Origin of the sequence: Salisediminibacterium halotolerans (assembly GCF_003814815.1) — a bacterium.
In the GTDB taxonomy this organism is placed as follows: Bacteria; Bacillota; Bacilli; order Bacillales; family Salisediminibacteriaceae; genus Salisediminibacterium; species Salisediminibacterium halotolerans.
The window spans coordinates 112605-127456 of sequence record NZ_RKQQ01000005.1 but is presented as its reverse complement, the minus strand read 5'-3'; the positions used below and the strand labels follow the sequence as shown (position 1 = coordinate 127456).

Below are 14852 nucleotides of genomic sequence, written 5' to 3'. Positions count from 1 at the left end.
AATATGGCAGGGCTAGCAGGATTCGAACCTGCGAATCACGGAATCAAAATCCGATGCCTTACCGCTTGGCTATAGCCCTATTATCAGTCGAGCTGATTATCGTCAGATTAACTCCAGCGACAGAAGAAATGGTGACCCCTACGGGATTCGAACCCGTGTCGCCGCCGTGAAAGGGCGGTGTCTTAACCACTTGACCAAGGGGCCTTCAGCATGGAGCTTCCTAGCGGACTCGAACCGCTGACCTCATCCTTACCATGGATGCGCTCTACCGACTGAGCTAAGGAAGCATGGCTCCACAGGTAGGATTCGAACCTACGACAACTCGGTTAACAGCCGAGCGCTCTACCACTGAGCTACTGTGGAATAATAAAAAAGCCGAGCGACGTCCTACTTTCACAGGGGGAGAGCCCCCGACTATCATCGGCGCTGGAGAGCTTAACTTCCGTGTTCGGCATGGGAACGGGTGTGTCCTCTCCGCCATCGTCACTCGACATTGTCCGGCTGTTTACCAGCAGGACATTCTGTATAGTACTATGCTGACAGAAAAATTTCAAGAGGTTACGTTGATTTTTTTTGCATTTGTTCATCTTTTCGCTCTTCGTTCCGTTCTCGCTGCTGCGCTTGGACCATCGCAATGCTCGGCTGCACCCCGTTCGGCATGTCATGCAAACGATGGAGAACGAGCAGCTGCCAAGTATTTGCGACGAGAAGCGGCACGATCGCATTCAAAATAAAGGTCAGCTCATTTTCAGACAACGCGGGAATCCATTCAATCGTCGTAACAACGACCATAAAAAACAGTGCAGGGATAAATGCCTGCCGGTTTCCGGTGTCTCTAGCTTTCAGTTCCGCAACAATCCAGCCGTAGGCTAGAAGCAGGAGCGGCATTACCGTATACCCGAGCATCGCCTCGCCTTCTTCGGCAAACAAAAAATGACGGAAAAACATCAGATCAAACAGTGCAAAAGCAATCAAAACGGTCTGGACACGATTCCACAGTTTAACGGATCCGAAAATCCCCAGGCCGAGGCGATGCAATGTCAAATAAGCAAAGAAACCCATCTGAGCGATGACCGTCCAAATTCCTGCTGTGATTACAAGCATAAAAATGCCGCCAAACCGGAAATTAGCGATATCGTTTATATGCGTTTGCCAATCGAGTATCAGGCCGATCAGCGTTCCTGCTGTCGTTCCGATAATAAAGGTGGACATAAATAAAAATACAACTTTTCTAGAATTCACTGACGCTTCCTCCTCGGTCATCTTCGTCCGGCTACATTGTATCAAAAACGGAAATTCCTCCGCCACTGTTTCACCCGGATCATTCAGCAGAAATAAAAAATGCTGCGCTGTATTCGGAAAAACCAAAAACAGCGCAGCCGCCGGTATTACTCATCTTCAATTTTTTTAATTATACTGTCTGCTAAATCCATATAAATTTTCCCGATCGGGTGCTCTTCATCATAAACGGACGGAGCAAAGACTTCGTCATCCATCACCGGCTGTCCTAAAGGAATTCTCGCCAGTACATCCGCTTGCAGCTCCTCAGACAGCTTATCGCCGCCGCCGGTTCCAAATACGTATTCTTTTTCGCCCGTCAGTTTACTCTCGAAGTAGGCCATGTTTTCGACGATTCCGAGAATCTCATGCTCTGTCTTCATCGCCATCGCGCCGGCGCGTGCAGCAACGAAAGCGGCTGTTGCGTGCGGAGTGGTCACAATCAATTCTTTAGAGCCTGGAAGCATGGAGTGCACATCGAGAGCTACGTCACCGGTTCCCGGCGGAAGATCGAGAATCAGGTAATCGAGATCGTCCCACTCAACTTCGTTAAAGAAGTTATTCAACATCTTCCCAAGCATCGGGCCGCGCCAAATAATCGGCGAATTGTCTTCAACGAAAAAGCCCATTGAAATCACTTGGACATCAAAACGCGTCACCGGGTAAATCCGCTGGCCGACCACTTTCGGCCGTTCTTCAATGCCCATCATATCCGGCACGCTGAACCCGTAAATATCGGCGTCGATAATGCCGACTTTCTTTCCTTTGCGAGCAAGCGAAGTGGCGAGATTTACCGACACGGTCGATTTGCCGACGCCGCCTTTCCCGCTTGTCACAGCAATAAACGTCGTCCGGTCTCCCCGTTCGAGAAGCGAGGTGCCGGTTTCTTCTTCCTCTTCGGAGACGCCTCTATGTTCGGCGATAACATCATCAGCCAACTTTTCAAAACGCAAGCCGACGGACTCTGCCCCGGCTGTTTTCACTGCATTGACGACTTCTTGCTGCAGCTGCATTTGTTCTGCTGTTCCCGGTTCGGCAATCGCAAGCTTGATGCTTACGAGGTTATCTTTAATCTTAACTTCCTTTACAGCATCGAGCTCTACTAATGATTTATCGAGATGCGGATCATGAATAGGCTTGAGCGTGTCTATAATCTGTTCTTCTGTCAGCATGAGGACACCTTCCTTTATTCAAATCAAGTATGTATTGTCTTCCGATGATTATTATAACATACTGACAGATTCTGCTCGATAAAGAAAGATATCGATTTCATAACCTTGTTCACTGCATTTTTTTTAAACATGAAGTAAAATGTTTGTACAAGAACGATTTCGTTTACATAGAGGGGGATGTACATTGATTTACGAAAGCATGGAAGACTGTGTCGCGGATTTGGAAAAACACGGGCATTTACTTCGGATCAAAGAGGAAGTCGATCCGAATTTGGAGATGGCGTCGATTCATTTAAAGACTTATGAAGCCGGCGGTCCGGCATTGCTGTTTGAAAACGTCAAAGGGTCGGATTACCCGGCTGTATCCAATTTATTCGGCACGGTCGAACGGAGCAAATTTATTTTTCGCAAAACGTGGGATCAAGTGCAAAATATTATCTCTTTGCGTAACGATCCGATGAAAGCGATGAAGCACCCGCTTCAAAATGCCGCAAACGGTTTCCAAGCCGTGAAGGCGCTGCCGTGGAAAAAAAGCGGCGGCGGTCCCGTCACCGCCAAGGAAATTTCGATTGATGAACTGCCGCTGATTAAACATTGGCCGAACGACGGCGGTGCGTTTATCACGCTCCCGCAAGTGTATTCGGAAGACCCTGAAAATCCGGGCATTATGAATGCCAACCTCGGGATGTACCGCGTACAGTTAACCGGAAACGATTACAACGTGAACCGTGAAGTCGGGATGCACTATCAAATTCACCGCGGAATCGGCATTCATCAACAAAAAGCAAAAGAACGCGGCGAGCCGTTAAAAGTGAGCATTTTTATCGGCGGTCCGCCGGCACATACGATTTCTTCTGTCATGCCGCTTCCAGAAGGCTTGAGCGAAGTCCTGTTCGCCGGGCTCCTTTCCGGACGGCGTTTCCGTTATTCATACATTGACGGTTATTGCATCAGTCACGATGCCGATTTCGTCATCACAGGCGAGATTTATCCGGATGATGTTAAACCGGAGGGGCCGTTCGGCGATCACCTCGGCTATTACAGCCTCGTCCACGATTTTCCGGTCATGAAAGTGCATAAAGTGTACGCACGAGAAAATGCCGTTTGGCCGTTCACCGTTGTCGGCCGGCCGCCGCAGGAAGACACGTCGTTCGGCGAGATCATTCATGAACTGACCGGTGAAGCGATCCAGCAGGAAATTCCCGGTGTCAAAGAAGTTCATGCCGTCGATGCTGCCGGGGTGCATCCGCTGTTATTTGCCATCGGCAGCGAGCGCTACACCCCGTTTAACGAAATTGACCGGCCTCAAGAAATTTTGACGATCGCTAACCGGATTCTCGGGACCAATCAGCTCAGTCTCGCGAAGTACCTCTTTATTACGGCTGAAAAAGATGAGGTATTAGACACGCATCAAGAAGAAGCGTTTATCACTCATATCCTTGAACGGATCGACCTGCAGCGCGATCTTCACTTCCAGACAAAAACAACGATTGATACGCTCGATTATTCCGGCGAAGGCCTTAATAAGGGCAGTAAAGTCGTTATTGCCGCTTACGGCAACAAACGCCGGGAGTTGCGGATGGAAATTCCGGACATACTTTCAGAGCACCCGGTTTTTAAACGCCCGCGTCTTGTCATGCCGGGTGTGATTGCGATTGAAGGACCTGCTTATAACGATGAAGGCTCCGCACAGCAAGAGATCGATTTATTCGCCCGCGATATTGAACGAGCCGGCGCTTACCCGGATGTTCCGCTGATCATCATTTGTGACGACAGCCCGTTTATCGCTGAAACGTTTAACAATTTTGCCTGGGCTGCATTCACCCGCAGCAACCCGTCGCACGATATTCACGGCGTCAATGAAACGTACAACAATAAGCACTGGGGCTGCGACCAAATGCTGATTGATGCCCGTTTAAAACCGCACCATGCGCCGCCGCTCATCCCGGACGACGAAACCGAAAAAAACGTCCGCCGCTTCTTTGAAAACGACGGACCGCTCGCTTATATTAAATAGCTAACCTGCCCTCCTGCAGTGATGCAGGAGGGGTATTGCTAGCAAATATCAGCTTCCGTTCCGTTGCTTCTTTCGGTCTTGCTGTGACTGCCACTCGATAAATTCAAGCACTTTTTTGTACTCGTTTAAGTTTTCGACTGAAACGCCCTGCTTTCGCAAATGTTCCATAAATTCAATCCAGCTTTGATCTGAGGGTTCTGTTGCCCCTTCTTGCAGTTCAAGGCCCAAGATTTCACTCAGATCAGCATCTAAAACAACAGCGAGTTTTTCCAACACTTTGATCGAAGGATTTTGATTTATGTTGCGTTCAATGTTGCTTAAGTTTGATTTGGAAATTTTCGCGCGCCTGGCTAATTCGCTTAAGGTCATGCCTTTTTTCAGCCGCAAATAATGAATGTTATCACCGATCATTTTTATAACCTCGTTTTCCCCAAAGGATTAGATCACTTCGCGAGCGCTTTCTTCTTTGAGATATGCCTTCAAACAGTTAATCACATGCGTCTGTTCGTCGATTGTCAGCGAGGAACCTGACGGAAGACATAACCCTTTGTCAAAAAGCCTCTCGGCAACGTGAACGTTTGGTGAGTGCGGATAATACAGTGAATCTGCAAATACCGGCTGCAGATGAAGCGGTTTCCAAAGCGGACGCGCTTCGATTTGCCGCTCAGCCAAATAGCGGACAGCCCTTTCCGGTGAAGTCGGCGTATCAGAAGATTCCATGACCAAAGCCGTCAGCCAGCGGCTCGCATAAGACCCTTGATATTCCGGCATAAAGGAAATTCCGGGAACGTCCGCAAATGCTTCCGCATACGTTCGGTGAATCGCCCTGCGAATGTTGACACGTTCGTCCAACACTTTCACCTGCGCCCGGCCGATTCCGGCAAGCACGTTGCTGAGCCGGTAATTATAACCGATTTCGTTGTGCTGATAATGCAGGGCCGGCTGCTTCGCCTGCGTCGCCAAATAGAGCGTTTCATCCAACAATTCGGGGTCGTCGGATACGAGCATCCCGCCCCCGGATGTCGTGATGATTTTATTGCCGTTAAACGAAAAGATCCCGATTTTGCCGAACGTTCCGGTATGACGGTTCAAATATTTGGACCCGAGCGACTCAGCCGCATCCTCTATCACTGGAACATGATACGCATCACAAACGGCCATGATTTCATCCATTTTTGCCGGCTGCCCGTAGAGGTGAACGACGATCACCGCTTTTGGAAGTTCACCTGCCGTCATGCTTGCGCTGAAAGCACGCGCGAGCGCTTGCGGCGACATGTTCCACGTATCCGGTTCCGAATCAATAAACACCGGTTCTGCTCCAAGGTAGCGAATCGGGTTGGCGCTTGCAGCAAATGTAAAGGTTGAACAAAACACCCGGTCCCCTTCACCGACTTTCAAGGTTTTTAATGCTAAGTGAATCGCCGAGGTGCCGGATTGAAGCGCGACGGCTCCGGATGATCCGACGTACGATGCGATATCATCTTCAAACCTTTGCAAGTGGGGGCCTGCCGGCGCAACCCAGTTTGAATCAAACGCTTCTTTGACGTAATTATATTCCTCCCCGCTTAAATGCGGCGGCGATAAGAGAATCCTTTGTTTCAGCTTTTTAACCATGTTAACCACCCGCTTTCTCGGTAACGCTTTGTACCGAATATCTTTTAAGCATGTGTAGGACCGTGCTTTTCCTCTTCATAGACCGTTTCTCTTGTCCGGGAGCGGTAAAAACTCTCCATCTCCCTCGCCGTGCTGTTCATGTCATAACCTTTTTGTTTAACACTTCGCGTTTCCGAACGTCTTTGCATTTTTAAGCGGCTGAGTCTGACGAGTTCTTCCTCCCACTTCTGCGGCCTTTTCAGCGGTAAAAATTGCATGAGCCCGCTCTCCATATCAGCCTCCCGGGAAACATCGTCTGCAACGAGACACGGCAGACCGGAAGACTGGGCTTCAATCAACACCACCGGAAACATGCGGGAAGAACCGGGGCGTGTCAGTACGTCCATACCGTTCAGGAGAGCGGAGCATTCGTCGGTCTGTGCATCAAAATGTACATAGTTTTCTAACCCTTTCTTCTCTGCCTCTTCTTTCAGTCTCGATTTCATCGGCCCCTCTCCGATCATCACCAAGCGTGCTTTCGGCATCGTCGAAACGAGCTGTTCAAAGCGCGCCAACAGCCAGAAAAGATGATCAGCTTGCGACATGCCTCCGATATAACCGATGACAAAGTGTTCTTCTCTCCAGCCCCAAGCTAAGCGGGCTGCTTTTCGCGAAACGGTGCGAAATCGGAAACGCTCAGGATCAACGGCATAATTCACTTGAATGAAAAACGTATTTTTGCCGAAAAGACGTTCGCCCGCTTCCAGCGAACAAGCAAAGCGATGCGTGGCTGAAAGGCGGATTCTTTTTGCCGCGAAAAAGTTTATCGTTTTTTCCAAAAAATCTTCTCGGCCTTCACTCAGATGACTGTGCGCAATTCTTACAGGCACACCGTTTTCTTTCGCTTGCGCCAAAATCGAACCGGCCGAATATCCTGTATGAACATGAACGATCTGATAGGTGTTAGCGGCCAGAAATGACGCGAGCAATTTTTCATTACGAAGCCGACCCGATTTCGTCAAAAACGGTATTTCGTACACCTTGCCGCCCGTATTGCGGATTTCATCATCGTAATCTCCGGGAAAAGCAGTTAAAAAATCAAACTGGATCTCTGCACGGTTCATTGCCCGGTAAAGATTCATTAAAAATTTTGCTTCTCCGCTGCGGTTCATCGCTGCAACAACATGTAAAATGCGGGTTGGACTATTCACAAACACGGCCTCCTTTAACCCGATTTACCGGCGATGCCATCCGATTTATTTCGTTTATCATATGCTGACAACTTTGCTGTTTTCTTTGCTCTTCATTGCTGTTTTAACGTTCGCTTCCTCTGGGGTGCCTTCTTTAATCGTCGCGGCTTCAGAACTTAATGAAAGAAGTTTTTCCCGAAGGCTGTCTTTTCCCAGCAACGTATAGTTTGCGAGCAGGGCTTCGATCCGGTCATAGTTCTTCAGCGACGGCCGCCCTAAATGAATCTTCGGAAAAATCTGTTCTTCATGAATTTCACCTTTATCAAGCAGCTCTTCATAAAGCTTTTCCCCGGGACGTATGCCGGTGAATTCGATTTTGATATCTTCCGCCCCGCTTCCGCTCAGTTTGATTAAATTTTTCGCCAGGTCGACGATTTTGACCGGCTCACCCATATCGAGCACGAATGTTTCGCCGCCTTTTGCCAAACTTCCCGCTTGGATCACGAGACTTGACGCCTCCGGTATCGTCATGAAATAACGCACCATCTCCGGATCCGTCACCGTTACCGGGCCGCCGCGGCTGATTTGCCGTTTAAACAGCGGTATGACACTCCCGCTGCTTCCGAGCACGTTGCCAAACCTTACGATTGCAAACGTCGTTTCACTCCGCTCGTTCATATGCTGCACGACAACTTCAGCGAGCCGTTTCGATGCTCCCATCACGCTTGTCGGATTGACGGCTTTATCGGTTGATACCATCACAAATGTCTTCACGCCCGCAATATCCGCGGCTTCAGCCGTATTTTTTGTCCCGATAATGTTGTTTTTCACCGCTTCTTCCGGATTACGTTCCATTAACGGGACATGCTTATGCGCAGCCGCATGATAGATCACGTCTGGACGGTATTCGGCAAAAAGTCTCTGCAGTCGGTCTTTATCCTGCACATCGGCGATCTCGGGAAAAAATGCCGTGCTCGCTGCTCCGTATGTTTCGCGGAGTTCAAGCTCAATCGAAAAAATACTGTGCTCTCCGTGACCGAGAAGAACAAGCGCTTTCGGCTCATACCTCATCAGCTGACGGCAAATTTCTGAACCGATCGATCCGCCTGCACCTGTAACAAGCACTGTTTTGCCGCGCAACGATGCATCAATATGCTGTGTTTCCAAATCAACAGGCTCGCGCCCGAGTAAATCATTGATCGATACTTCGCGAAACTCGCTGACGGAGACTTTTCCTGTCACTAAATCTTCAATACGGGGGAGAATTTGCGTTTTCACATCAAGTGAAGCACAGATCCGCGAAATGTCCTGAAGCCTGCGCCGTTCGAGCGACGGCATCGCGATAATGATATGTTCAGCTTTAAAATCGTCCGCAATTTCGGGAATATCTTTTGTACCCCCGGCAACCGGCAAGGAGAACACCTCTAAATGCTGTTTAGCCGGGTCATCATCAATAAACGCAACCGGATACAGACCTGTGGCAGGATTTCTTTTCAGTTGCCGCGCAATCATCGTCCCGGCTGATCCCGCACCGATAATCAGCGTCCGCTTGCCTTTGGCCGATTTTTGCAACTGCCGTTCTTGATAAATCCGCCAAATAAACCGTGATCCGCCGATAAATACAATCATCAACAGCCATGTGACAATCAGGCTCCGGTAATTGACTGTTGCGAACAATACTTGCTGCGCAGCCGCGTTTAAGATAATCGCTGCTGTTAACGTGCGGAGAATCACCGTCAGTTCGTCAATGCTCGCGTACTGCCAAGCTTTTTTATTCATATGAAAAAGATAAGAAACAGCATGATAACTAAACAAAATAATCGTGCAGGACAGCCAGAATCCGGCTCCCATGATCCGGCTCGGTTCGTTAATAATCAATAAACTGAAAATAAAAGCTGAGATGATCAAGAAAGAATCCAACAACATAAATGAGCTGGCCCGTTTTTTGTAAGTCATGACGATCCTCCTTTACTGCTTGATGAGAAGTAAATCATCACAGGCCTTTAACCTGTCCTCACTCCACACCTTTGATGACCGGCATCTAAGGTTGTTCAACCCACAGCATGGACGAGTTCCTTCGTTGATAAAGGAAAGAAGGCTTCTCCTTTTATTCTTAATAACGAACAAAAAGTTAAAAAAAGAGTGCCGAACGTGTTGATTGATTCGGCAGGGGAAAACAAAAGTCATCTTGTACGTCACAACGATCATTTCGTTCGTTATAACGTTTATCTGTTGTCTTAATCATAATTCGAAATAACGAACAAATCAAGTCTTTTTTTGTTAAATTCACACTTTTTTATAATCTAAACGGAAGCAGACGCTCAAACATAAAAAAGAACGCTCTGAAATAGAACGTTCGATGGTTCATAACTAACACCTAGGGGTAACGAAGGATATTGCGGGCTTCTTTTTTCTGTCCTTCGAGCTCTTTTTTCAGTTTTTTCAGCTGCGAGCGTCTGAGCTGAGCTGCCGATTCATCTTTTACACCTTGAATTTCGTCTTTCATCGCGGCTTGATTCTCTAACAATTGCCGGTAAAACACTTGCTGGGGGGTGTTTAACTCTTCCCAAAGCCCAAGCGCTTTCATCGACTCAATCCATGTTTTGATCTTATCCGCTTCTGCTGTTAAATTGTGAAGCATCTCAAGCTGCAACGCTTCAAGTTCGGCTGCGCCTTCTTCTAATACCGACAGATCGCGCTCGCCTAAAGCCGGATACGCCTCGCGCAGCTCTCGCAAGGAGACCATCATCTCATCGTAAATCTTCCGGTATTTCAATTGATAACGAAGCAGCCGATCCAGCAGCTCGTAGCCGGGACGCAAACGGTCGTCCCATTGTTTTTCCATGACTTCGATCGGACGCTGCAACAGCTTTAAATCAATTTTTGCACGCATCGTACCTTCATCTTGAACTCGTTCAGAAAGCCGGTAGAAATAAATCAGCTGATTCAGCGCCGATAATGCATCTTCAGCGTTATCCTGTTCATCAGAAAAAACGGCGTGTCCGGCTGTCCGTCCCATTCGAAGATAATCCGCTAAATAATAGTGACGTCCTTTCACTTCATACGGATAACTGTAAACATGGACTTTTTCAAACCGTGACTTGTGACGTTTAGCCTTGCGTTTTACCGTAAATCTCGGATTGTTCCAAAACATGGTATGATTTCGTCTCCTTCAGTTGTTTATGATTCATCATACCATATCGCTTATCCGCCGCCGACAAATTCAACAATTTCCAGGCGGTCTCCGTTCTCTGCTTTCACGGAGCTCAAGTTCTCACGCGGCACGATTTGCTCATTGCGCTCAACAACAACAGCCTGCGAGTCTAAATTGTAATGATCAAGAACATCTTGAACACTGGCAATCGCCGCCGGCAATTCGGTTTCTTTGCCATTAATCTGCATTTTCATTATTTTTCCCCCACCTTTTTTGATAACTTTTTACAGCTTCTTCAGGATCCGGCGCTGAGGTTATTCCTGACAGGACCGCTGCTCCCGCTGCGCCGGCATCACGAACGTCAGCGATATTTTCAGGCGTGATTCCGCCGATCGCCACAACCGGAATCGAGAGGTTGGCAGCGATTTCCGCAAGCTGCTCAGGCCCGCGCGATGCGAGACCGCGCTTTGAATCTGTAGAAAAAACGTGACCGAACAGCACTTCATCAGCGCCTTCTTGTTCTGCCTGCAAGGCCTCCGTCAGTGAATGGACGGACACAGACACATACATCCCGGTCAGACCGGCTTTAACCGTCGCGGGAGACAGCCCTTGTTGCGGCAGCTGAACTTGCTTTACCCCTGCCAGCCAGGCCGCGTCCACCCGATCGTTCACCCGCAGTTTCGCGAGCGGCAGACCCGCGGTGCGATAAGCCTCGATCCACTCTGCAATCACTCCGGCCGGCCGTTCTTTTTCCCTTAGATGAAAGACTGCTGCCGTTTCCTCACAGCTTCGGCAGTTCGACAGCCACTCAGCGAGGCTTTGACGTCCGTCAGAAATAACGTGCATACCATTGATCATCTCCGGACCTGCCATCAAATCATCTGCCAATCTTTGACGATCGGCTGAAATCCTTGGCTTTTGAGGACGCGTTTCATTTCCGCGACAGAACGTTCATCTGAGATTTCAAACTGGCTTTGCGTATTGTCCGGCTCGGAATATCCGCCGACTTCGGTTGAAGACGATGCGGAGATTTTTGTCACCCCGAGCTGCAAGAGCTTGTCGCGAAGTTCTGGCGATTCGCGGGTGGATAACGTAATACCGGCATTTGGCAAGAACAGTCTTAACGCGAGCATCGCCTGGACAAGGTCGGCATCGCCGACATCGACTTTCGGTTCATAACTTCCCGCGTGCGGCCGGATACGCGGAAATGAGACGCTGACGTCCGTTTCTAAATAACGGTCCTGTAAATATGCCGCATGCATGCCGGCGGCAAAACTTTCTTTCCGCCAATCATCGAGTCCTAAGAGCGCCCCGACATTAACAGCGCGCATGCCGGCTTTTGCTCCGCGTTCCGGGGTGTCAAGCCGGTATTTATAGTTCTTTTTCGGACCTTTCACATGAATATCTTTATAAATATCGTAATTGTACACTTCTTGATACACAGTAAGTCCGTCCACGCCGGAAGCAACGAGTTCTTCATACTCGCTTTCTTCAAGCGGTTGAATCTCTAAGCCGACGGACGAAAAATACTTGGACAGTACGCGCATGCTTTCCTGCAGATAAGCAATCGACGAATGCTGATACGATTCGCCGGAGAGCAAGATGATATGCTTGATCCCCATATCGCTGATCACTTTTGCCTCTTTTTCCACTTCATCCATCGTCAAACGGCGGCGGGGGAAGTTTTGATCGGCGCTGAAACTGCAATACTTGCAGATATTCACACAATAATCAGACAAGTAGAGCGGGAGAAACAGCTGCATCGCTTTGCCGAAATGACGAAGGGTCTTCGCCTGCGCCTTTTTCGCCATCGTCTCTAAATATGGACGGGCCGCCGGTGAAAGCAGCGCGAAATAATCGCGTTGATTGATTTCTTCTTTACTGAGGGCCCGCTCAACATCGCTTGCCGATACTTGATCAAAAACCGAATCGTCCCAGCCGCCGTAAGTAACGGCTTGTTCATAAAAACTCATTTAGGCGTCACCCTTTCTATTCAAATAAAAACCCGGTTAACGGTGAAGACGCTTCCGCCGTCACTGCTGTTGGTCCGAGACCGGCGCGGTATGCCTGCCGCCCCGCTTTAACGGCGCGGGCAAACGCTTCGGCCATTTGCACCGGATCCTCTGCTGTGGCGATGGCCGTGTTAACGAGCACGGCATCAGCACCCATTTCCATCGCCTCTGCCGCTTCGGACGGCTTTCCGATTCCGGCATCGACAACAACCGGTACAGCGATCTCATCAATAATGATCTGAACCATATCTTTCATACGAATCCCTTTGTTTGATCCAATCGGCGCGCCCAACGGCATGACAGCAGCCGCTCCTGCTTCTTCCATCCGCTTAGCCGCCATTAAGTCCGGGCTCATATAAGGCAGCACGGTAAATCCTTCGTTTACGAGGATCTCTGTCGCTTTGACCGTTTCTTCATTGTCGGGAAGCAAGTATTTCTGATCTGAGATCACTTCAATTTTAATCCAATCTCCCAGCCCGCTCGCTTTCGCCAGACGGGCAATGCGCACGGCTTCATCAGCCGTTCTAGCACCGGACGTATTCGGCATTAACTGCACGTCAGCAGGAATGTCCGCAATGACATTTTCATCCCCGGCTTCAACATCGACCCGCCGGACGGCAACAGTGACAACTTCTGAACCAGAGCTTTGAATCGCTTCTTTCATCACTTTGTGATCGCCGAATTTTCCCGTTCCGGTAAACAGACGCGAGGACAAGTCAACACCTGCGATCGTTAATGGGTCATTCATTTTCCTTCCTCCTTTTAAAATAAAAAAACGCTTACCCTGATCTTCGCAAGGTAAGCGTTGGATAAACGGAATCCACCGGAAGTTCCATTGAAAATGAAAGCTCTTCGCGGCAACAGTGTCATCATCTCGTGCTTCCCTACGTCGGTATTAACCAAGTCAGGTTCAAAGGGTCGGATTTTATCCTCTCAGCCTCAATCGTGAGGCACCCCCAGCGTGCTATGAACTTTGTTTACATTCTATCAAACATGGAAACGATGTCAAATCCTTCACTTCCGCCCAAAAAAAGCCACAGACCGATTATAAAGAACACGGTCCCGCTGACCGCAAACAAAAACCCCCAGAAGACGGCCGGTATTTTCGTCTGCCTCGCCAAAATCGTTGCATCGCCTGCCTGGTTTTTATCGATGAAAGCTAGGCGAAAAACCGTCCACGAGGAAAAGAAAGCTTGCGACCACAATACAACGAGAACCAGCTGCACGGCCAGGTCAAAGTACGTATCCAGCTGCCAATAGTAAAGGGCAAAAAGGCCGCCGAGAACGGACAACAACCATAACAGGCCCGCAGCATTACGGACCCAAAAGATACATTGATACGCGACTAAAGCTGCGAAAAGCCATAACAATTGCTCAGTAAATCCTTGCATATACGCATAGATTCCGGCCGTCACAATGAGTGAAGCAAGCGGATAACCGGCAAACGCCGTCCAGGCGGCTCCGGCGCGCGAACGATGCGTCGTTTCAGCCATTCCCGCGGTCGTCGCATACAAATGCACCCGCTTGACTTTGCCCCCGCTTAAACGGGCAGCAAGCGCATGGCACGTTTCATGAAGCATTGTATAAAACAACTTCACGTAATTTCCGATCCCCGGAAGCATTGTCAAAACAAGCACCGCGGCTGCTAAAAAAAGAAGTTCGAGCGGTTTGATCGCTGATCACCTCCGCTTACAACTGAAGCGAAGCATTAAAATGGATTCGTCGCCCACGTTGCTGCCGATTTAACGAACGTTCGCTGCTCAAGTTTTAATTGACTGACTATAAACTCCGCCATATCTTCAGCCTGTGTGAACTTTTCCGGGTTGCGTTCGTCACCGCGCGTCATCTCCGTTTCAACGAGACTTGGCGTTAAAGTCGAGACACGGATGTTATGCGGACGCACTTCCTGCATCAATGATTCACTTAAACCGATCACAGCAAATTTTGACGCACTGTACGCACTCGCTCCCGGCGACCCTTTCACGCCGGCCATCGACGCAATATTAATGATATCTCCCTGGTTTTGTTCGATCATCATCGGCAGCACCTGCTGCGTAACATGAACAATCCCCATCACGTTGACATCGAGCAGCCGGCGAAATTCATCGGCTGACGTCTCGTGAAATTTACCGTGTGCGATCACGCCGGCGTTATTAATTAATATATCAACGCTTCCGAGCTGCTGTTTAATGTAACCGACAGCACCTTCAACGGCTTTTTCATCGCTGATATCCGCTGCCGCCGTCACATATTTCGCGCCCCGCTCATCGAGTTCTTTTTTGATATCGGTAAAACTGTTTTCTGAGCTGGCAATCAGCGCGAGTTCCGCTCCTTCATCAGCGAGATAAAGAGCTGTCGCTCGGCCGATTCCCCGGCTTCCTCCGGTAATAAGCACTTTTTTCCCTTGTAATGATTGCATCGTAACACACCTTTCCA

General features: G+C 49.0%; 14 protein-coding genes, 4 tRNA genes, 1 rRNA gene and 1 riboswitch. Of the genes, 1 reads left to right on the top strand and 18 read right to left on the bottom strand.

Annotated features, from left to right (window positions below; genetic code table 11):
* Positions 1–4: 4 nt before the first annotated feature.
* The 7 genes from EDD67_RS10235 to EDD67_RS10205 form a co-directional block, all read right to left on the bottom strand.
* A tRNA-Gln gene (locus EDD67_RS10235) sits at positions 5–79 on the bottom strand.
* A gap of 50 nt (positions 80–129) precedes the next feature.
* Positions 130–204, bottom strand: a tRNA-Glu gene (locus EDD67_RS10230).
* A gap of 7 nt (positions 205–211) precedes the next feature.
* A tRNA-Thr gene (locus EDD67_RS10225) sits at positions 212–287 on the bottom strand.
* Position 288: 1 nt separating this feature from the next.
* A tRNA-Asn gene (locus EDD67_RS10220) sits at positions 289–363 on the bottom strand.
* Positions 364–374: 11 nt separating this feature from the next.
* Positions 375–491 (bottom strand): 5S ribosomal RNA (gene rrf, locus EDD67_RS10215).
* A gap of 67 nt (positions 492–558) precedes the next feature.
* Entirely contained in the window at positions 559–1242 is a 684-nt protein-coding gene (locus EDD67_RS10210) for a KinB-signaling pathway activation protein (RefSeq protein WP_121440047.1), read from the bottom strand.
* Between the two features lie 146 nt (positions 1243–1388).
* The gene (locus EDD67_RS10205; protein WP_121439939.1) at positions 1389–2450 is read right to left on the bottom strand and encodes a P-loop NTPase; all 1062 of its coding nucleotides are present in this window, start codon (positions 2448–2450) and stop codon (positions 1389–1391) included.
* Between the two features lie 187 nt (positions 2451–2637).
* Between EDD67_RS10205 and EDD67_RS10200 the strand changes: the two genes are divergently transcribed.
* The gene (locus tag EDD67_RS10200; protein WP_121440046.1) at positions 2638–4467 is read left to right on the top strand and encodes a UbiD family decarboxylase; all 1830 of its coding nucleotides are present in this window, start codon (positions 2638–2640) and stop codon (positions 4465–4467) included.
* Between the two features lie 48 nt (positions 4468–4515).
* On the opposite strand, the gene EDD67_RS10195 is transcribed toward EDD67_RS10200, so the two are convergent.
* The 11 genes from EDD67_RS10195 to EDD67_RS10145 form a co-directional block, all read right to left on the bottom strand.
* Positions 4516–4878 carry a helix-turn-helix domain-containing protein gene (locus tag EDD67_RS10195; protein WP_121439938.1) on the bottom strand — a complete coding sequence of 121 codons (363 nt, stop codon included), beginning with the start codon at positions 4876–4878 and terminating at the stop codon, positions 4516–4518.
* Between the two features lie 27 nt (positions 4879–4905).
* Positions 4906–6081 (bottom strand): aminotransferase class I/II-fold pyridoxal phosphate-dependent enzyme, encoded by a 1176-nt coding sequence (locus EDD67_RS10190; protein WP_093074172.1) that lies wholly within the window; start codon positions 6079–6081, stop codon positions 4906–4908.
* Between the two features lie 44 nt (positions 6082–6125).
* On the bottom strand, positions 6126–7271 hold the full coding sequence (locus tag EDD67_RS10185; RefSeq protein WP_121439937.1) for a glycosyltransferase: 1146 nt from the start codon (positions 7269–7271) through the stop codon (positions 6126–6128).
* A gap of 57 nt (positions 7272–7328) precedes the next feature.
* On the bottom strand, positions 7329–9206 hold the full coding sequence (locus tag EDD67_RS10180; protein ID WP_121439936.1) for a nucleoside-diphosphate sugar epimerase/dehydratase: 1878 nt from the start codon (positions 9204–9206) through the stop codon (positions 7329–7331).
* A gap of 421 nt (positions 9207–9627) precedes the next feature.
* Positions 9628–10404, bottom strand: coding sequence for a hypothetical protein (locus EDD67_RS10175; RefSeq protein WP_121439935.1), 777 nt, complete (start codon positions 10402–10404; stop codon positions 9628–9630).
* Positions 10405–10454: 50 nt separating this feature from the next.
* Positions 10455–10658: a sulfur carrier protein ThiS gene (gene thiS / locus EDD67_RS10170; RefSeq protein ID WP_093074181.1), complete on the bottom strand. Its 204-nt coding sequence runs from the start codon at positions 10656–10658 to the stop codon at positions 10455–10457.
* The gene (locus tag EDD67_RS10165; protein WP_162843806.1) at positions 10642–11262 is read right to left on the bottom strand and encodes a thiamine phosphate synthase; all 621 of its coding nucleotides are present in this window, start codon (positions 11260–11262) and stop codon (positions 10642–10644) included. Before EDD67_RS10165 ends, thiS begins: the two co-directional genes overlap by 17 nt.
* Positions 11263–11276: 14 nt before the next feature.
* Complete coding sequence (gene thiH, locus EDD67_RS10160; RefSeq protein ID WP_121439933.1) at positions 11277–12377, bottom strand: 2-iminoacetate synthase ThiH; 1101 nt, start codon at positions 12375–12377, stop codon at positions 11277–11279.
* 16 nt (positions 12378–12393) lie between these two features.
* Positions 12394–13164 (bottom strand): thiazole synthase, encoded by a 771-nt coding sequence (locus EDD67_RS10155; protein WP_121439932.1) that lies wholly within the window; start codon positions 13162–13164, stop codon positions 12394–12396.
* A gap of 116 nt (positions 13165–13280) precedes the next feature.
* Positions 13281–13384: riboswitch (TPP riboswitch) on the bottom strand.
* Between the two features lie 9 nt (positions 13385–13393).
* Positions 13394–14053 (bottom strand): M50 family metallopeptidase, encoded by a 660-nt coding sequence (locus EDD67_RS10150; RefSeq protein WP_147123481.1) that lies wholly within the window; start codon positions 14051–14053, stop codon positions 13394–13396.
* Positions 14054–14124: 71 nt separating this feature from the next.
* Positions 14125–14835 (bottom strand): 3-ketoacyl-ACP reductase, encoded by a 711-nt coding sequence (locus tag EDD67_RS10145; protein WP_121439930.1) that lies wholly within the window; start codon positions 14833–14835, stop codon positions 14125–14127.
* Positions 14836–14852: the final 17 nt, after the last annotated feature.